General features: G+C 54.9%; 18 protein-coding genes. 5 read left to right on the forward strand and 13 right to left on the reverse strand.

All coding sequences use genetic code 11. From position 1 onward, the window contains the following. The first annotated feature begins 30 nt into the window (after positions 1-30). The 3 genes from tatA to tatC are packed head-to-tail and all read left to right on the forward strand — an operon-like array spanning position 31 to position 1,529. Positions 31-288, forward strand: a complete 258-nt coding sequence (tatA, locus tag H616_RS0102390; protein ID WP_027965923.1) for a Sec-independent protein translocase subunit TatA — start codon at positions 31-33, stop codon at positions 286-288. A 6-nt stretch (positions 289-294) separates the two neighbouring features. Further along, positions 295-759, forward strand: a complete 465-nt coding sequence (gene tatB, locus H616_RS0102395; RefSeq protein ID WP_027965924.1) for a Sec-independent protein translocase protein TatB — start codon at positions 295-297, stop codon at positions 757-759. Continuing rightward, the gene (tatC, locus tag H616_RS0102400; protein ID WP_027965925.1) at positions 756-1,529 is read left to right on the forward strand and encodes a twin-arginine translocase subunit TatC; all 774 of its coding nucleotides are present in this window, start codon (positions 756-758) and stop codon (positions 1,527-1,529) included. The genes tatB and tatC overlap by 4 nt, the downstream gene beginning before the upstream one ends. A 122-nt stretch (positions 1,530-1,651) precedes the next feature. Here the strand turns inward: tatC and elbB are convergent, their stop codons facing one another. Together elbB and H616_RS0102410 are read right to left on the reverse strand one after the other, a co-directional pair. Next, positions 1,652-2,326, reverse strand: coding sequence for an isoprenoid biosynthesis glyoxalase ElbB (gene elbB / locus H616_RS0102405; protein ID WP_027965926.1), 675 nt, complete (start codon positions 2,324-2,326; stop codon positions 1,652-1,654). Between the two features lie 106 nt (positions 2,327-2,432). Continuing rightward, on the reverse strand, positions 2,433-3,332 hold the full coding sequence (locus H616_RS0102410; protein WP_035572417.1) for a PHP domain-containing protein: 900 nt from the start codon (positions 3,330-3,332) through the stop codon (positions 2,433-2,435). A 68-nt stretch (positions 3,333-3,400) separates the two neighbouring features. Between H616_RS0102410 and H616_RS0102415 the strand changes: the two genes are divergently transcribed. Together H616_RS0102415 and mnmC are read left to right on the forward strand one after the other, a co-directional pair. Next, positions 3,401-3,700: a YciI family protein gene (locus tag H616_RS0102415; protein WP_027965928.1), complete on the forward strand. Its 300-nt coding sequence runs from the start codon at positions 3,401-3,403 to the stop codon at positions 3,698-3,700. A gap of 132 nt (positions 3,701-3,832) precedes the next feature. Further along, positions 3,833-5,878 (forward strand): bifunctional tRNA (5-methylaminomethyl-2-thiouridine)(34)-methyltransferase MnmC2/FAD-dependent 5-carboxymethylaminomethyl-2-thiouridine(34) oxidoreductase MnmC1, encoded by a 2,046-nt coding sequence (mnmC, locus tag H616_RS0102420; RefSeq protein ID WP_027965929.1) that lies wholly within the window; start codon positions 3,833-3,835, stop codon positions 5,876-5,878. 20 nt (positions 5,879-5,898) lie between these two features. Here the strand turns inward: mnmC and H616_RS0102425 are convergent, their stop codons facing one another. The 11 genes from H616_RS0102425 to H616_RS0102475 form a co-directional block, all read right to left on the reverse strand. Continuing rightward, positions 5,899-6,171, reverse strand: coding sequence for a YheU family protein (locus H616_RS0102425; RefSeq protein WP_027965930.1), 273 nt, complete (start codon positions 6,169-6,171; stop codon positions 5,899-5,901). Further along, on the reverse strand, positions 6,164-8,260 hold the full coding sequence (gene ligA / locus H616_RS0102430; RefSeq protein ID WP_027965931.1) for an NAD-dependent DNA ligase LigA: 2,097 nt from the start codon (positions 8,258-8,260) through the stop codon (positions 6,164-6,166). The genes H616_RS0102425 and ligA overlap by 8 nt, the downstream gene beginning before the upstream one ends. 142 nt (positions 8,261-8,402) lie before the next feature. Beyond that, a complete protein-coding gene (zipA, locus tag H616_RS0102435; protein WP_027965932.1) occupies positions 8,403-10,109 on the reverse strand; it encodes a cell division protein ZipA in 1,707 nt (568 codons plus the stop codon). A 242-nt stretch (positions 10,110-10,351) separates the two neighbouring features. After that, positions 10,352-13,861 (reverse strand): chromosome segregation protein SMC, encoded by a 3,510-nt coding sequence (gene smc / locus H616_RS0102440; RefSeq protein ID WP_027965933.1) that lies wholly within the window; start codon positions 13,859-13,861, stop codon positions 10,352-10,354. Between the two features lie 17 nt (positions 13,862-13,878). After that, on the reverse strand, positions 13,879-15,117 hold the full coding sequence (gene ccmI / locus H616_RS0102445; protein ID WP_027965934.1) for a c-type cytochrome biogenesis protein CcmI: 1,239 nt from the start codon (positions 15,115-15,117) through the stop codon (positions 13,879-13,881). After that, positions 15,114-15,599, reverse strand: coding sequence for a cytochrome c-type biogenesis protein (locus H616_RS0102450; RefSeq protein WP_027965935.1), 486 nt, complete (start codon positions 15,597-15,599; stop codon positions 15,114-15,116). Before H616_RS0102450 ends, ccmI begins: the two co-directional genes overlap by 4 nt. Beyond that, a complete protein-coding gene (locus H616_RS0102455; protein WP_027965936.1) occupies positions 15,587-16,117 on the reverse strand; it encodes a DsbE family thiol:disulfide interchange protein in 531 nt (176 codons plus the stop codon). Before H616_RS0102455 ends, H616_RS0102450 begins: the two co-directional genes overlap by 13 nt. Further along, entirely contained in the window at positions 16,114-18,141 is a 2,028-nt protein-coding gene (locus H616_RS0102460; RefSeq protein WP_027965937.1) for a heme lyase CcmF/NrfE family subunit, read from the reverse strand. Before H616_RS0102460 ends, H616_RS0102455 begins: the two co-directional genes overlap by 4 nt. Positions 18,142-18,153: 12 nt before the next feature. Then, entirely contained in the window at positions 18,154-18,657 is a 504-nt protein-coding gene (gene ccmE, locus H616_RS0102465; RefSeq protein ID WP_027965938.1) for a cytochrome c maturation protein CcmE, read from the reverse strand. Beyond that, positions 18,641-18,883 carry a heme exporter protein CcmD gene (gene ccmD, locus H616_RS0102470; RefSeq protein WP_027965939.1) on the reverse strand — a complete coding sequence of 81 codons (243 nt, stop codon included), beginning with the start codon at positions 18,881-18,883 and terminating at the stop codon, positions 18,641-18,643. The genes ccmE and ccmD overlap by 17 nt, the downstream gene beginning before the upstream one ends. Then, positions 18,883-19,623, reverse strand: coding sequence for a heme ABC transporter permease (locus H616_RS0102475; protein WP_027965940.1), 741 nt, complete (start codon positions 19,621-19,623; stop codon positions 18,883-18,885). Before H616_RS0102475 ends, ccmD begins: the two co-directional genes overlap by 1 nt. Positions 19,624-19,631 lie beyond the last annotated feature (8 nt).

The raw sequence follows: 19,631 nt of genomic DNA on the forward strand, positions 1-19,631 counted from the left end.
CACCACGGACCCCAAATTGAGGACGACTTCATGTTAGGTGGTATCAGTATCTGGCAACTGCTCATCGTACTCGGCATCATCATCCTGATTTTCGGCACCAAGAAATTACGCAATGTTGGTGGCGACTTGGGCGATGCCGTCAAAGGCTTCAAGAAAGCCGTCAACGACGAAGAAAAAAAGGATGATACGGCTGATAAACCACACGCTCGCGTTTCACAAGAAGAAAGCGGCAACACTTATGATGTGAACGCTGAGCAACAGTCCGAAAAACAGGAAGAGCGAAAATAAGCAGCCATGTTTGATATCGGCTTTCTTGAACTCTTGCTCATCGGCGTGGTGGGTTTGTTGGTGCTGGGCCCGGAACGGCTTCCTATGGCAGCGCGCACCGTCGGCATGTGGGTCGGCCGTATCAAGCGCAGCGTTTCGGGCATACAGCGCGAAATCAATGAACAGCTGCGGACTGAAGAAGTGCGTCAGAAGATCAACGAGCACAAAAAGTCGTTCGACGAGAACGTCGAACGTGTGAATCGTGAGGTTGAAGGCGTTGCTGACAACGATCGCCCCTCTACGCCTGCCGACAACGGGCCTGATACGCCGGCAAGTGAGGCCAAGACGCCTGAACAGCGCCTTGATGACGCCCTGAACAAGGCGCGCCAGCCCGCCAGCAGTGCCGACGCGCCCTCCAAAACCGACGACCCAGTAAAAAACCGGGTGTATGTCGCCAACGCCCCCGCTGACAAGGATACCGACTCACAATGAGCCAGTCTGAGCAGACAGGGGGAGGGCACGCGCCTCTGATCGATCACTTGATTGAGCTTCGCACACGGCTGTTGCGTACCGTCGTGGTGATATTGGTGGTTTTTCTGGGGCTTTACAGTTTTTCCAACGAAATCTATCGATTTGTTGCTGACCCGCTGATGGCCTTGCTGCCTGCCGGCTCTCAGATGATTGCCACCGAGGTCGCCTCACCGTTCCTGGCCCCTTTTAAGCTAACATTAGTGGTCGCCGTATTTGTCGCTGTGCCGTACGTGCTCTATCAAGCGTGGGCCTTCATCGCCCCGGGCCTATACGACAATGAAAAAGCCTTGGCTTTGCCGCTGCTGGCTTCCAGCATTGCGCTATTTTATGCCGGTGCAGCCTTCGCATATTACGCCGTGTTTCCGCTGCTGTTTTCCTTCTTTACCAGCACCGGTCCTGCCGAAATCGCGATAATGACGGATATCAGCCAGTACCTGAATTTTGTGCTAAAGATATTTTTGGCCTTTGGCATCGCCTTTCAGATACCGATAGCCACTTTCCTGCTGATTTACAGCGGCGCTACCAGCGTCGATAGTCTGTCACGCAAACGCCCTTATGTTCTGCTGGGCTGCTTTGTTATCGGTATGCTGCTGACGCCACCAGACGTAATCTCACAGAGCTTGCTAGCCGGCCCTATGTATCTGCTTTACGAGGTGGGCTTGCTGTTCGGGCGCCTAGTACGTCGCAAACAACAAGACACAGACAATACCCGTCAGGATCGCCACGACTAAAACCCTTCTCATGAACACAACGCAATAAAAAACCACCTCGTAGACGGTGGTTTTTTATTGCGAAAATAATGAAGAAAAGCCGCTGCTTACACTGTTTCGCTAACGGATACAGCGTAACGCGTTCAGTCTGATGACTTCAGCTCCATCAACTCATTAACCCGATCAACCAATTTGAAAATACCTTTGGCGGCATCACTGATACGCTGAGCCTCCATATAGGCGGGCGTGGTCACAACCAGGTTCGAGAAGTCCACAACGATATCGTCTACCGCACAGCCACGATGCAGGCCGCCCATCGCGCTAATCGCACCTGACACACTCGGATCACTGCCAATCGTCACCGCAATACCCTGACCTAACACACGTGGCACCATAACCGGCGCAATACACATCAAGCCAATCGGCTTACCCACGGCGTGAAACCCGCTGAGCTTTTCGCGCACGCCATCCTGAATCACCATATCTGCGCCAGCTTCAGCGAAGTTGCTCAGGTTTTTGGCCACACCAAAGCCACCAGGCACAATTACTGCATCGTAATCATCAACTGACAACTCATCGAGGGCTGATATCTCACCACGCGCTAAACGTGCGGCCTCGACCAGCACATTGCGCGTTTCACCTTGAGCCACCTCACCGCTGCGATGATTAACAACATGATGCTGTTCAATATCTGGCGCAAAACAATCGTAGCTAATACCCAATTGATCAAGGCGCAATAGCGTCAACGTCGTTTCATAAATTTCAGAACCATCCTGGACACCACATCCGGCAAGAATCACCGCAACCTGTTTGTTCACTGTTTTTCTCCTTGCTGGTCCGCAACGCATTTCGCTGCGGCGTCAAAAAATAGTCAGCCCGTTACTTTAGAGCGTCAACGCCTGAGCGACAACAGCACACCGATGATCAAGCCGCTTGACCAAAAAATGCCTGTAAACGCGGATGCGTCCACACAGGTGGCACTGCCGTACACGGCACAGGGCTCATACTGCCTGGCGCCAGATGCCCCCCAGGAAAATGAAAATCACTGCCAACCGAGCCATACAGCTCACGATCGTGTAGCTGTCTGGCTAAGTCACGCGTCATATCCGGATTCTGAAAGCCACTGACCAATTCAGCCGCTTGCCCTCCTGCTTCACAAAAATCATCCAACAGCTGCCCGCGCTTACGACGCGTTAAACCATAGTGCAGGGGGTGCGCCAACACTGCGACACCGCCAGCACAAACAATCCAGTCCACCACCTCAGAAAGATAGGGCCACATGGCTTTTACGTCACCAGGCTTACCATTGCCTAGGTATCTGGCAAATGCCGTTTTCATGTCAGCCACCATACCGGCGTCAACCAACGCCCGTGCAAAATCTGGTCGCCCAAGAGGACGGTCGCCCCCTGCGGCTTTTCTGGCACGTAATAGAGCATCGCTCAGGCCACGCTTTTCCAGCCGCTCAGCAATAACAGCAGAGCGCTGCTCTCGCGCTTTCGCCTGACGCTCAAGGCCGTCACTCAACGGCGATTGGTTGCCACTCGGCAGCAAACCAACGACATGAATATTGATACCACGCCACTGGCTGGAAAGCTCTGTTGCAGGTAGAACTTGAACGCCCAACTCTCCACCACGGCGCTGCGCTTCTTCTACACCATCCATCGTGTCGTGATCAGTCAGCGCTATCGAACGCAACTGCCGCTGCTGGCAGAGCTCTACCAGTTGCGCAGGGGAAAGCCGTCCATCCGATGCGGTCGAATGCATATGCAGATCAACGTTCAAGGACTCGCCTTCGAAAACATTGCTCAAGAAGTTTATTAGCATGACGTGGCCAAGTGACTTTGTCAGAATAGTCACCATCCTACCCTATTCCCCTTCAAGGAGTTGATCCAATGCTGTACGCCATTATCAGTGAAGACATTCCTAGCAGCTTGACGCTACGCTTGGCGGCACGTCCTGATCACTTGGCACGCCTTGAAGCTCTGCGCGATGAGGGGCGACTCGTACTGGCAGGCCCTCACCCAGCAATAGACAGCGCATCTCCAGGCGAGGCCGGTTTCAGCGGCAGCCTGGTCGTTGCTGAATTCGATGACTTATCATCCGCGCAAGCTTGGGCCGACGCAGACCCTTATATTGCGGCTGGCGTATACGCCAACGTGGTCGTCAAACCGTTTCTCAACGTCCTGCCTTAACCCAGAGTAATACACAGCCAGATTGCCCACATCTTCTGTGGATAACCTTGTTGAAACGCCGCGAATGCTTTGCGCTAAGCCACTTCAGGTGGTGCCATGGCGATATTGATCAAAAATTGACCGGAGCTGACCGTGACCGCTTCACCCGATGGACTGCCACCCCTAACAGGGCTGACGCCTGCGCGCCTAGACTGGCGGCATGATGACAGCGGCGAGATCACACCCCGTTCCAGCACTTTTGATGATGTGTACTTCTCACGCCATGATGGCCGCGCCGAAACCGAGCATGTGTTCATCGGTGGCAACCGGCTGGTCGAACGGCTGACTGAATGGCAGCTTGCACGCCCCTTCGTTATCGCTGAAACCGGCTTCGGCAGCGGGCTCAATATGCTATGCGCCTGGGCCTGCTTTGACGCCAACGCGCCAGCTAAGGCTCGGCTGCATCTGGTTTCCACCGAAAAATACCCGATGCACCGTGATGACCTGACTCGCTCACTGGCGGCCTGGCCAGAATTAGCCGAACAGGCCGCAGTGCTGATTCGCCAGTGGCCTGAGCTTATCAGCGGAGTCCACCGTTTATGGCTCGATCAGCGCGTTACACTAGACCTTCACTTTGGCGACACAGTCGAGCGCCTTGAACTGCTTGATGGCAAAGTAGACGCGTGGTTTCTGGACGGTTTTGCACCCGCCAAAAACCCAGAAATGTGGCGCGATGCCCTCTATAACGTGATGGCCAGACGCTCTCGTTCCAATGCCACCTTTGCCACCTTTACTTGCGCTGGTATTGTCAAACGCGGTTTAAAAGCCGCCGGTTTTAACTGGCGCAAGCAGCCGGGTTTTGGGCGAAAACGCGAGATGTTGGCCGGCGAGATCAGCACTCCGCCCGAGGATACTTGCCGCCACGCCACTCCCTGGTTCGTCCCGGCACCGGCCAGACACACCCAGCGAGTCGCTGTCATCGGTGCTGGCATTGCCGGCACCAGCGTAGCTTGGTCTCTGGCTCGGCGCGGCGTGGAAGTTGACCTGTACGATCAGCAAGGCCCCGGCGCGGGCGCCTCCGGCAACCCTCAAGGTGCGCTCTACGCCAAACTGGCTGCCGACACCAACTATCACAGCCGCTGCTACTTGACGGGCCTATTACATAGCCAGCGGTGGTTGCACGAAATCGACCGTCAGCATCAGCTCTGGTCGCCTTGCGGCGTGTTACAGCTAGCCAATAGCCCGCGCGAAGCCCAGCGCCAGCAACGCTTTATCGCCCATCACCCACTACCTGAAAGCCTGGTGGCTGAATGCACCAGTCAACAGGCCGAGCAAAAAGCCGGAGTCTCCGTTGACACGGGTGGGCTCGACTATCCCTTAGCAGGCTGGGTGCGCCCCGCGGCTCTGTGCCAGCACCTTGCATCACTGCCGGGGATCAACCTAGTTCGCGCAACCGTATTAGCGCTTGAGCAAAAGGCTGACAGCTGGACACTACACTTGCGTGACACCGAGCCCCAGGGCAGCGAACGGCTCGCATACGCCGACCAAGTTGTCATTGCCACCGCAACCCAAATAAACCGTTTCACGCAAACCGCGCACCTGCCTATTCAGACAGTGCGTGGGCAGATTTCATGTTATGAAGCACAACACACCGAGCCAACGCTGCAGCGCGTACTGTGCGCTAACGGGTATGTGGTGCCAGCACTAAATGGCCAGCTCACCTTTGGCGCAACATTCTCGCCCAATGACAGTAGTACCGAACTGCGTCAGCAGGATCACACAGCTAACCTAGAAGAGCTTGAGCGTCTTCTTCCCAGCTATGTGAAGACACTGCGCGACAACGGCAACACTGTAGATGCCAGCAAGCTGACTGGCCGCGCCTCTCTGCGTGCGGCAAGCCCCGATAAATCCCCCTTCGCCGGCCCAGTGCCAGACGCTCAAGCTTGGCAGCGCGATTATGCATCACTGGGCAAAGACGCCAGTCAGGTCCCCGACAGCGCTCGGCATTCTCCACCCGCCATGCACAGCGGCCTATGGGTCAGCACAGCTCACGGCTCACGAGGACTGTCTAGCGCACCGTTATGTGCAGAGTTGATCGCCTCGCGGCTATGTGATGAGCCCTTGCCACTAGAAGCTCCGCTAGTTGACCATCTGCACCCAGGGCGACGTATCATTCGCGATCTTATAAAACGCCGCTAAGGTGAGGGGTAAAACAAAAACTATCCCCCTTCTTCTTCGTCACCGGCTAGGTCGCGGCCGAAAGAACGCCATTGCGCAAGAGTCATTACTTCCGTGGTCTCGGTTTGCAGGTCATGAGTAATAACCAGCTCGCTGCTCTCTAACTGCCGCTTAAGCTCTCTCACCCAGCCACTCATACCTGCACCGGTGTCCGTGGTGTCATAGCCTTGGCGCGTTACAAATGCTTCCAGCAACGCATCAAGGATATCCAGGGGCAACATGCGATACGGAACCTCAATAAAACGATCACCCATCTTTACGGCCTCCACTGGCTTCGTTTTGCTGCTCTGGCCGCACTAACTCTCCTTCCCACTCAACTAACTGCTCAAGAAACCCCTGCTCATCGATTACCGCCACACCCAGCTGCTCAGCTTTTGTCAATTTGCTGCCAGCAGCGTCTCCTGCGACCAAACAGTGGGTTTTCTTCGAAACACTGCCAGCCACTTTGGCACCCAACGCCTGTAGGCGCGCTTTGCCTTCATCACGGGTCATACTCTGCATGGCACCCGTCAACACCCATGTTTGACCATCTAGCGGTGTGGGACCGCGACGCACTTCGCTTTCTTCCCAGCTCAGGCCAACATCAATCAACGCTTGAATCGTGTCCCGGTTATGCGGCTGACGAAAGAAGGTAGACACATGCGCAGCAACAACAGGCCCCACATCATCAACAGCCTCCAGTGCCTGCGTATCCGCGCTCATCAGCGCAGCCAGGGTACCAAAGTGAGCAGACAAATTAGCGGCGGTGGCTTCGCCCACCTCTCGGATTCCCAAGGCATAAATAAAACGCGGCAAACTCGTGTGGCGCGCCTGTGCTAATGCGGCCACTAAGTTTTCTGATGACTTTTCACCCATTCGCGGCAGCGTCGCTAAGTGTTCAGCCGACAGATCGAAGAGATCAGCAGGGGTTTTGACCCAGTCGTTATCGACCAATTGTTCGATCAATTTCTCACCCAGGCCATCGATATCCAACGCCCGCCGCGAAGCAAAATGCTTCAGTGCTTCCTTGCGCTGCGCGGGGCAATAAAGCCCACCGGAGCAGCGCGCGACAACCTCGCCCTCAAGTCGCTCAATGTCTGAATCGCAGACCGGGCAGCACTCAGGGAACACGATAGCCTGAGCATCAGCTGGCCGTTGCTCTCTTTGTACCCTGACCACTTGGGGAATCACATCGCCGGCTCGGCGAACCGCCACAGTATCGCCAATCATCACGTCTAAGCGTGCAATTTCATCGGCGTTGTGTAGCGTTGCATTAGACACCGTGACCCCAGCAACCGATACGGGCTCTAAACGTGCCACCGGCGTAATAGCGCCGGTGCGACCCACCTGAAACTCAACGTCGTTAAGCCGAGTCATTTGTTCCTGGGCAGGAAATTTAAACGCCACAGCCCAACGCGGGGCACGCGCAACAAAGCCTAGCTCCCGCTGCAATCGCAGCTCATTCACTTTGATTACCGCACCGTCAATATCATAGCCGAGCGTATTACGACGCTCCCCCATACGACGACAGTAGTCAATAACACCGCTCACTCCCTGGACCAGCTCCAGCTGAGAGCTCACTCGAAACCCTAAATCCCGGAGACGAAGCATCAGTTCATGGTGAGTCGCATCACCAACCACTGGCTCAATGCGTGCCACCTGATATGCCGTAAACTCCAATGGGCGCGTCGAGGTAATTCTTGGGTCTAATTGCCGCAGACTGCCTGCAGCGGCATTACGCGGATTAGCGAAGACTTTTCCGCCCTGCTCTCGAGCTCGTTCATTGAGTTGCTCAAAACCGCTGTGGCTCATGGTGACCTCACCACGAACTTCGAGCACGTCAGGATGGCTTCGCCCTGACTCATCCCCAACAAGGCTCAGCGGGATTGACCTAAGCGTACGCAGGTTAGAAGTAATATCCTCGCCGCTGCGGCCGTCTCCTCGAGTCACACCGGCACTCAGCGTGCCGCCCTCGTACACCAGAGAAACTGCCGCCCCATCCAGCTTAGGCTCACAGCAGAACTCCAACGATTCAGCTGAACACTCCAAACGTTCAGCGACTCGCTCAACAAAGACCGCAAGCTCTTGCTCATCGAGAGCGTTGTCCAGCGATAGCATCGGTACTGCATGAGCCCGCTCTGTAAAACCTGATGAAGGTGGCGCCCCGACGCGTTGCGTCGGCGAAGCAGCACTCTGTAATTCAGGGTACTCGGCCTCAAGTGTTTGCAGCCGGCGCAGTCGACGGTCGTAGTCCACATCCGCCATCTGCGGCTCATCAAGGACATAATAACGATAATTAGCGTCGTCAAGTTCGGCGCGCAAACGCACCACTTCATCCTCAGGGCGCTGATATGGCTGACTCATAAGGTTGGATCTCTGTTTCCGGCTGTTGTATCTGTCTGTGTTTCGCCATGCTCACGTTTAGGTGGCACAGGGCAGCAACAAAAACCCCCGGAACTCGCTCCGAGGGTTTTTCTGGATCAGCCACATAGGTCGATGACGCGGGTCAATTGACCTGATAGCGGCGCAACCGATAACGACGCTCAAACTCTTGCACGCGCTGTCGAGAAAACTCGACTGTCTGAGCGGTCATAACGCTCTGGTTTTCATCTTTCAGCTCACCACCAAGATGACGCACGATCACCATTGCTGTTTCGACCATAGCCTCAAACGCCGCCGACGTATCATCAGCGCTGGGCAATGGCATCAGTAGCGTAATACCCGGCGTTGAAAAATCTTCCATCTGTGGGACAGGAAAAGTACCCGGCTTGACCGCATTAACCATTGAAAACTGAAGGCTACTATTAGCTGCTTCAGTTTCAAAGCGGTGGAAGATACCCATATCTGTTGAATAACGCAGACCACAGGCCAGCATCAGGTTAAGCAGGGTGGAGCCCGAAAAGCCAGCATCATCACGCGACATCACACTAATAATAATCACTTCAGCAGCATCACTAAGCGCACTCTTAGCGTGTGTTGCATCAACGGCGGAATCCAGCGCTTTTTGCAGTACCGGATGGCTGATGACATCATCATCGACGCGGCCTGTTGGCTGATATGCATCAGTAGCATCGTCATGCATGGCCTCGTACTCAGCCTGCAACGACGCGTTCAATGCCGCTTCATGCTCGGCGTTACTCGCGTCACGCCTTTGGCGAATAGCGGCCTCATGCTCACGGCGAGCAGCCTCTTTCGCTATCTGCTCGTCGGCCTGTTTCTTTTCCCGAAGACGCGCTTTTTCTTCTTTCTCAGCCTGTCGCTGTTTACGCTCAATACGTTTTTGTTGACGGCGCTCGCTCATTGAACGATGCAGCGATGTGCCAAAACGATGCACCGATGTGCCCATCCGTTTAGACCCTTCCTTGAAAGAGTCACCCATGCCTTCAAGGTCTACCAACCGATAATCATCTTCATCATATTCAGCGACGTGATCTTGCGGCTCCGCATGTAAGGACTCACGAGACTCACTTACATCATCATCTGTCTGTTGCTCTGCCGTTGCCCCGTTGTCATCCGCAAATGGTGTGACTTTCGGCTCACGCCGCTCATCGGAATCGTCAAGAGCAGAAAGCTTACTTGGAGAAGTCTTTGCATCATCGCTAGCCGATGATACTGTGCTGTCCTGCGCTGATGTACCAACAGTGGAAGCACGGTTAGCAAGCTGTTCTGCCGAAGACTGTTCTACCGAAGACTGAGCTTGAGACTGGGCTTGAGACTGAGCTTGAGGAGGCGGCATCGTAGCCCCCTCTTGAGCAGCACCTTGCTTAACGCTCTTTATCGCCCCCTGAGTTATCGCCCCCTGAGGCGCGTCATCAACCGAGCTTCGTTGACGCTGGCGGAATTCAGACAGCACGCGTGATGGCCCGGGGTGCTCCTGGCGTTCCAGCTTAGGTTTAGCGGCAACTTCATCATACTTGGCCGGACTCACAACACGCGCGCCACCATTGGGAAGTTCCCAATCGACGGCGGTATCAGAAACATTTTCAGCCTTCTCAGCATGGTGACTGCTTACATGCTCCTCTGCAGCACGCAAGTCAGCTGATGTGTCTGACGTACGACCAGACGCATTATTTGGTGTGCTCTCCGAAAAACCAGAACTCATCTGGTCTAAACGTGGCACTCCCCGTTGGCGCTGATAGCGGCGAACACCATCAAGGACGATGGCGCTAACCAGTACCAACCCCAGAATGATCAGCCATTCTCTAAGTTCCATGAGCATTCATGCCTTTCTTTGCGGCCCCTAAGGCGGCATACCTGAAATTCATTTGCCAATAGCATAGCGCGACTAGACATAAAAGAACCACTAGTTTTATTTGTCAAGCAGAACAAACAGGCTTCGTTTATGGCACGCATTAACATTGGTTCTTCTGCTTCCTTGCAGACCATGCCAAATCATTTAAACATTATACATAAAACTGATACATATTTTATGAATTACATCCAAGACTGACTGAGTCATGACTGCGCCAACGTAGCGGCCTCGTCGATTCCCACCGACACAAGTCGAGAAACACCTGGCTCTTGCATAGTCACACCCATTAACCGCTCAGCTGCCTCCATCGCAATCTTATTATGGGTAATATAGATGAACTGAACTGTTTCCGACATATCTTTGACCAGCTTGGCATAGCGTCCCACATTGGCGTCATCTAATGGGGCATCAACTTCATCAAGCATACAAAAAGGTGCCGGATTAAGTTGGAAGATAGCAAATACCAATGACAATGCTGTCAGCGCTTTTTCTCCCCCAGACAACAAATGTATGGTGCTATTTTTCTTTCCCGGCGGGCGCGCCATGATCGCCACGCCTGTCTCAAGCAAATCCTCGCCCGTTAGGGTTAACCATGCGGTTCCGCCGCCAAAGACCTTGGGAAAAAGGCTTTGTAATCCGTTATTCACCCGCTCAAATATGTCACGAAAACGGGCTCGGGTTTCCTGGTCAATACGCCGAATAGCTCGATCTAGCGTCTGCAACGCTTCATTCAGTTCGTCTTGCTGAGCTTCAAGATAGTTACGCCGCTCGGCTTGCTGATCGTACTCTTCAATGGCTGCCAGATTAATGGCGCCCAGCCGCCGAATACGTTCACCGGTTTCCTCAAGGCGCGTTTGCCAAGCAGATTCCGTAGCGTCGTCAGCTAGCGACGCCAATAGCGCTTCACTATCATGCCCAAGCTCTCGCAACTGCTCATCATGCGACTCAGCCTTCAATGCCAGCGCCTGCATCTGCATGCGTGCTTCCTGTAACTGCTCGCGCATCGCTTCCAGCTTACGTTCATGGGCCTGGCGCGCTTGCTCGTCGGTACGCAGGCTTTCCGCCAGTGTCGCCCCTCGGCTACGCGCATCATTAAGGGCGTGTTCTTCACGCTCACGCCGGTGAAGCAATTCATCAAGCTGCTCTCGACATTCTTCCCCTGGTTCTTGAAGGTTCTCACGCGCCGCTTCAAGCTCAGCGCAACGAAGTGTCAACCGCTCGCGCGCCTCTCCTGCTCGGTTTTGCTGCTCAGCAAGCCCAGTCCGCTCTGTCATCAGGCGCTGCATTTCCAGTGCCAGCTGCTGAGCTCGCTCAGCCAGCGGCCGCTGGCGCGTGCGCAATGCTGTCAATTGCTCTCTCGCCTGCTGGCGCTGACGTTCAAGTCGTTCGCGCGTTTCAGCGGCCTCGTCCAAGCGACCAAGCGCCAACTGCCACTGCTCGCGAATTTCTTCAATGGCTATCCGAGCTTCTTCACCCGACTCAGCCAGGCTTTCGCTTTCTTGATCCAGCTCTTCAGCGCGACGCTGCATATGTTCCAAGCGGCTGCTTAAACTGCTGTCTGTCACGGCCAGTTGCTGACGCTGCTGCTCCAACTCCCGCTGCTCTAGCCTTAACTGCTCTAATGCTTCTTCAGCACTGGTAACCTGGTTAACCGCCTCATCAAGACGGGCGTCACATTCCTCCAACTGCTGCTCGGTATGCTCTAGGGCCTCACGCACGTCTGCCTCACGGCGGCGACTAACCAGCAAGGTGTCGACTCCGTCAGCACTGCCACGCTGCCGCACCCAGCCACGCCCTACCCACAATCCATCAGCGGTAATTAGGCTTTCGCCCTCATCTAGTTCAGCTTGGCCTTGCCACGCTGCCGTTCGAGAGTCGACACAACGAATACGCGTCAGCCAGCTCGCAACGCCGCCGGCTCCCACAACATGTTCTGCCAGACTACCCGGAACCGCGGGGCCTAGCATGCTGCGACTCGTGTCGTCATCCAGCAAGCCAAGCTCAGCAGTGGACGGCTCATCTAACAATGCTCGGGCAGCATTGGCTGGCACAACCCGTGCGCGCAACCAAGGCGATAGCACCCAAGCCACACTTTCTTCCCACCCTTCGCGCACCTCCAGCTGCTCGCCGAGGCGCGGCGCATCGGCCAACCCATGAGAGGCGAGGTACGCATCTAAGCTATCATCATGGTCGGCCAGCGCCGCCTGGATCAGCGCCTCAAGTGAGGCTAACTCCCCCTGCAGCATGCTGCGTCGGCTGCGGTGCTCTTCTCGCAGGGTTTCAGCCGTACGCACCGCTTCACGCGCAGCATCACGACCCACCTGACTTTCTTCACGGCGCAATTCGCTGTCTTCGAGACGCTGCGTCAATTCAGCCAACTGTTCAGCCGTTTCGCTTCTTTGTGCTTCAAGAGCAGCAATATCAGCCAGTTCTTGCCGTTGCTCACGCCGTTTGCGCAGGTCGGCCTCGATACGCGTCAAGCGTAATTCCTGTTCACGCAACCGGTCTTGCGCACGCTCAGCGGCTCGGCTATCTGCCTGCCATTGCTCCCCAAAGGCTTCCCATTGAGTGTCAGCCTCTTCAGCTTGCGGCTCGCCCTCTTCAAGCGCGGCTTCAAGCTCAGCGAGTTGCTCAGCGACCTCTTCCTGCTCAGGACCCAGCGTTTCCAAACGCTCCTCTAGGCGTTGCAAGCGCTGCTTATCGCTTTCACCGAGCTGATCCATTTCGCTAAGTTCACGGCGCGCGTTACCCAAGTCACGCGCCAGCTGCTGATCGCTTGCTCGTGCATGCTCTAGGTCTTGTTCTAATCGCGCTATCGCGGTAGTCGTTTCATAAAAGCGGCTTTGGCGCTGCTCCAGCTCGCCCGCCAGCTGATCATGACCCACGCGCGCTTCTTCAAGGCGCGACTCGCACTGACGAAGCCCAAGCACTTCTCGTTCAACGCCGGTTTCCAGTTCACGAACACGCCCTTCTTCTTCACTTTGACGAACCCGCAAGTCTCGCCCACGCAGCAACGCAAGCTCACCTTTGAGGCGATGCTCTTCCTGTTTCAGGGTTTGATAACGTCGTGCCGCTTCGGCTTGGCGGCGAAGTCGTTCAAGCTGCTTATCAAGCTCATCACGGATATCTTCCAAGCGGTCCAGATTTTCCTGGGTACGCCGCATGCGGTTTTCCGTCTCTCGGCGTCGCTCTTTGTACTTGGAGATACCTGCCGCTTCTTCCAGAGTGGAGCGCAGCTCCTCTGGGCGAGATTCAATCAGGCGTGAAATCATACCTTGCCCGATAATCGCGTAAGAGCGCGGCCCCAGGCCGGTACCAAGAAACAGGTCGGCGATATCACGCCGACGGCATTTCTGACCATTAAAGAAATAACTGGACTGAGCGTCTCGGGTGACGACACGTTTTACTGAAATCTCAGCATACTGGGCATAGGCTCCACCCAATTTGCCTTCTCGATTGTCAAAACGCAGCTCTATGGAGGCTTGCCCTACCGGCTTACGGCCTGTGGAACCGTTAAAGATGACATCAGTCATCGAGTCACCGCGCAGCGTTTTGGCTGACGACTCTCCCATCACCCAGCGCACCGCATCAATAATATTGGACTTACCGCAGCCATTAGGGCCAACAACCGCGGTCATATTGCCCTGAAACGGCACTGTTACTGGGTCGACAAACGACTTAAAGCCTGCCAGACGGATCGAGGTCAACTGCATAAATCAGACCACATAAATTATTCGATGACCTGGTCAATCACTAACGACTGCGCATCACCGCTACCCACAGCAACGCCTTCTAACTGCCCCATCAAATCACCCGGCTGCGGTGTCGCCTGACCACTGGCAGATACCCTGACCACGATATTGGCGTTATCCACTTGCGACAGGCTAGCCCCGGGTGCCATGGCGTGCGTGTCATTCAGCGTCAACGTCAACGGTAGCTGGGCCAGAGTCGCGCGCTGAATTGCCAGCGGTGGCAGCTCACCTGCCGTATCACGGGCCACGACAAACACAGCGGTAGCGTCTGGCAGACGGCCGCTCAACGACGGCGCCAAGCTAATCTCAAGCGTAATATCAGAGCCAGTCGCAATGCTCTCTTCGCGGGTCTCGGGCTCGACACCCAAACGCTGCTGTGCTGACTTAATGCCTTGGCGTAACGACTCAGCGGCATTCGGGTCACTCATGCCAGCAATGGCATTGCGCCAATGAGCAATCGCTTGCTCATACTCACCGCTTTCATAGGCATCAATACCTAGAATGCCCAACACCTTGGGCTGAGCAGACTCTTTGGCCAATACTTCATCAACCAGCTCCCCAACCTCGCCATTAAGATTGCGGCCTTCCGTAAAATAACGCAGCTCAGATAACTCAGCCACAAGCCAGGTTTTTCGGCCTTCCAATACGATTAGCTGCTCCAACGTAGAACGCGCCTCTGAGGTGCGTCCACTATCGCGATACAGCGGATACAGTGAGCGCCATACGTTAGGGTTGCCGGGCTGGTGCTGCGCCTCTTGCTCAAGACGAGCAATCAAGCTATCAACATTGCCATCCGGCGACGTCAGAACCTCATGCTGCGCCTGATACAGCGACAAGTCACCCGCCGCGCCCTGCACCTGGTACCAGCCAATCCCTGCAACCGCCATACCGATCAATAAAACGGGCACAAGCGGTTTTCCAGAGCCAGCCGCCTTGAGCGGTCGGCGCTGTTGCGATGCGGTATCATCCAGCAGGCTGCGCTCAAGCTCAGTACGATCATTGTCATAGCGTTCGCGATCAATCTCACCGCGCTCAAAGGCCGCTTCAAGCGAAGCCAACCGACGCTGGTGCACAGCAAGGTTAAGCTCAACCGTGCCATCTCGTGTTTCGTAATCGACTTGGGCTTGACGAAAGACGCCAGCACGGCGCAACGGCAGAATGACCAACCACAGCGCCGGTATCAGCAATATGGCAAACGCTAGCCATAGCAAAATCATGATATTTTCTCCCGCTTGGTCAGGGCATCAAGGCGTGCACGCTCTTCATCACTCAAGGCTTTAACAGACGCCTTGCGACGTGAACGCACAAGCAGAATCATGAATAAGCCACCGACCAGCAACAATCCCGCTGGCAACCCCCACAACAACATGGTGCGACCTTCAAGGCGGGGGTTATACAGCACGTAGTCACCAAACCGCTCCACCATAAAATCCAGTACTTCACGGTCAGAGCGACCATCCTGCAACAGTAGGTACACTCGATCACGCATATCACCAGCAATCGGTGAGTCAGAGTCGTCGATAGCCTGGTTCTGGCACTTCGGGCAACGCAGACTCGCCGTTAAGGACTGGTAGCGCTGCTCAGTCACTGGGTTATCAAATTGACGGATTTCGATACTTTCCGCCTGAGCCGCCATCACCGAGAGCAACGCGGCCAGTGATAACAACACAAGTCCTAGAGCGCGATTCACTGACGCCATTTTTCAACCTCCGGCAAGATGGTATCCCGCACATCTTCAGGCTTGATATAACCTGTATGGTGGTAGCGAATGACTCCCTGGGCGTCAATAAGGAATGTTTCTGGCGCGCCATAAACACCAAGATCAAACCCTAAGCTGCCATCAGCATCAAAAACATTGAATTCAAACGGATTGCCGAACTCATCAAGAAACTGCAATCCTTTGGTTCGAGTATCTTTATAGTCAACACCCACTAACCGCACCCCCTGGTTCGCCAGGGCCAGCAGTTGGGGCATTTCCTGTTTACAGGTAGGGCACCACTCTCCCCACACATTAACCAGCGTGACTTCGCCCTCAAGATCTGCGTTGCTCAGTTGGCGCTCAGGGTCTTCCAGCGCCGGTAAAGTGAACTCGGGGAACTTCTTGGTCTTCAGTGCCGACTCCCGGTCAAAGGGATTCATGCCCAGCCCCTGATATAGGAACACACCAAACACCACAAAAACGATCAATGGTATGGCAAGCAATAAACGACGCTTCATGTTCTTGCCTCCTGAAAGTTAGCACCAGCACCTTGCTCACCCTGACCAGCGCTATGGCCAGTCACTTTCGTGGCGGTTGCCGTGCGGCGATAACGTCGATCTGCCACTGCCAGCACACCACCCAACGCCATCAATAACGCACCCAACCACAGCCAGCGTATGAAAGGTTTGTACTGAACCCGCATAGCCCAGCTGCCATCACCTAAGTCTTCCCCCATGGCCAGATAAAGATCACGGAACAGCCCTGGGCGCAGTGCCACATCCGTCATCGGCATACCACGGGCGATATACAAGCGCTTCTCTGGAGACATGACAAAGTGACTCTGACTCTCTCCTTTTTGAACCTTGATTCGGGCTGTATCAGCGACAAAGTTAGGGCCTCGGCGACTCCCAAGCTCAGTCATAGTAAAGGTGTAACCAGCGACTTGTACGCTATCGCCAACGGCCATACGCACATTACGCTCAATGGCATAGTTAGATACCACGGCTACACCGATAATACTGACCGCCACACCCAGGTGACCGAGGACCATACCCCAATAGGCTGGTGATAGGCGACGCAACCCGGCCATACGTCCATGACGATGACGGCTCTTGTCGAACAGGTCTCTCAGCATCGGCAGGACAATCCATAACGCGATAGCAAGCCCTAAGCTGACCTGCAGATTCCATTCGCCGTCGTATATAAAAGGAATGACTGCAGCCAACACCAATGCCACCACGCCCGACAGCCAAGTGCGTCTGATTAGCCATCCCAGATCACTGCGCTTCCAGCGCGCCAACGGGCCAATCCCCATGAACAGGCACAAAATCACAGTCAACGGAACAAAGAGCGCATTAAAGTAGGGAGGCCCCACACTAATCTTGCCCAGATTGAGGGCATCCAAAAGCAGCGGATAGACCGTTCCCAGCAGCACGGTAACGGTAATGATCACCAGCACAATATTGTTGATCAGCAACAGCGCGTCACGCGACAACCAGCTGAACCCGATTTGGTGACTGACCCTTGGGGCACGCAACGCAAAGAGTAATAGTGAGGCGCCAACAGTCAGCCCCAGCAGAGCAAGAATGAACAGTCCGCGTGACGGGTCGTTAGCAAAAGCGTGTACGGATGTCAGCACCCCAGAGCGCACCAGAAAGGTGCCCAGCAGCGACAACGAAAAGGTCGAGATGGCCAGCAACACCGTCCAGCTCTTGAACGAGCCACGCTTCTCGGTCACCGCTAACGAATGAATCAAAGCCGTACCCGCAAGCCATGGCAACAGCGAGGCATTTTCCACCGGGTCCCAGAACCACCAGCCGCCCCAGCCCAACTCGTAATAAGCCCACCAGCTACCCAATGCAATGCCGACTGTCAGGAACGACCAAGCAATGTTGGTCCAAGGGCGCGCCCAGCGGGCCCAGGCAGCATCCAAACGCCCGCCCAACAATGCAGCTATCGCGAAAGCAAACACCACCGAGAAACCCACATATCCCATGTACAACATCGGCGGATGAATAATCAGGCCGAAATCCTGCAACAGCGGATTGAGATCGGCCCCATCCGTTGGCGCATTGGGCAACAAGCGCTCAAAGGGATTTGACGTTATTAATACAAAGGCCAGAAAACCCAGACTTACCAGCCCCATAACGCCCAGCACTCGGGCCAGCACATCGCGGGGTAAGTTGCGTGAAAACACGCTGACAGCGAACGTCCAGGCTGCCAACATGAGGCTCCACAGCAACACTGAACCTTCATGGTTTCCCCATACTGCACTGAACTTGTAATACCACGGCAACATCGAATTAGAGTTATTGGCGACGTTCGCCACGCTGAAGTCATCAACCATGTAGCTGAACGTCAGGCAGCCGTAGGCAACCACCAGAAAAGCAAACTGCCCAACCGCCATAGGCCGAGCATAAGCCATCCATAGCGGGCGGCGCGTCGCTGCACCTGCTAGCGGTACTACCGCCTGAATAGCCGACATCAACAGCGCAATAATCAGCGCAAAGTGGCCAAGCTCAGGAATCATCTTGGTAAACATCTCGACTCCGGGTCAATTCTGGGTAGATGCAGCGTTATCTTCAACACGCTTCGAGACTTCTTCAGCCTTTTCCTTGTAATCCGCCGGAGAATAACCAGAAGCTTCCAGCGCCTCAGCCACCTCGGGGGGCATATAGTTCTCATCATGACGCGCCAAGACTTGGTCTGCGCGTATCCAACCCTCGGGCTGCAGGCTACCAACCACGACGACACCCTGCCCTTCACGAAACAGGTCAGGCAGGATACCGCTATAACGCACCTCAACATCTTCGATGTAGTCAGTCACCGTAAAGGACACATCCAGGCTGTCCAGGTCGCGTTCAACACTGCCTTCGCGCACCATACCGCCAGCACGAATCTGGCGCTCTATCGGTGCTTTGCCTTCGGCAATTTGTATGGGACTGAAAAACAGGTTGATATTGCTACGCAAAGCGAACAGAGCAAGCCCTACCGCGACTGCGGCCAAGCCGACTAGCGCCAGAATGATATAAAGCTTCTGCTTACGCTTGGCGTTCATGGGTATGCCCTCTCTCAGATAACGTGTCAGATGAAACGGTGACGCTGGCAGCGTGTTGCTGCTCACGACGAAACCTTCGGCGCAGCATTTGCAGCGCTTTACGCTGCTCTAGCCGAGCATGGATAACCAAAACAATTAACAACAGGCCCGTCGCCCCCCAAGCCGCCCACACATAAGCGCCATGGCCGCCCATGGCAAAAAATTCAGTTAGCGAGTCAAACGCCATTACAGCCGACCCTCCACCAGTTGACGAACCCAGCGTTTACTGCCTTCACGACGCAAAATTTCAGTGCGCGTACGTGTCAGCGTTAACGCAATAAAGAAACAGTAAAAACCCAACACCATCAGCAACAACGGTACATACATTTGTGCTGGCATAGCGGGGCGCGATGTAAAGGTAAAACTGGCCGTCTGATGCAGGGTATACCACCAGTCCACCGAATATTTGATGATGGGAATATTAATAACACCAACAAGTGCCAACACCGATGCGGCCCGTGCTCCTGCATCACGGCTAGTAAAGGCGCCGCGTAAAGCAATCACACCGATATACAGAAAAAACAGAATCAACATCGACGTTAACCGAGCATCCCACTGCCACCAAGTCCCCCAGGTCGGCACTCCCCATACCGCACCTGAAAATAGCGCCACAAACGTCATACAGGCACCCAGTGGGGCCATCATCGCAGCGGCCATATCAGCAACTTTGATCTTCCACACCATGAACACCAGCCCAGCGGCTGCCATGCTGACAAAAACTGATTGGGCCAAGAATGCCGCTGGCACATGCACATAAATGATGCGGAAGCTGTTGCCCTGCTGATAGTCCGCAGGGGCGTATAGCAGCCCCCAGATGCTACCAGTAACAATCAGCGCCACCGCTGCCACCCACAACCAGGGTAACAAGCGCGCACTAATGGCATAAAACCACTTGGGAGAACCGAGCTTATGTATAAAGGCCCACATGCGGTGTG

Source organism: Halomonas halocynthiae DSM 14573 (genome assembly GCF_000425725.1).
In the GTDB taxonomy this organism is placed as follows: domain Bacteria; phylum Pseudomonadota; class Gammaproteobacteria; order Pseudomonadales; family Halomonadaceae; genus Halomonas; species Halomonas halocynthiae.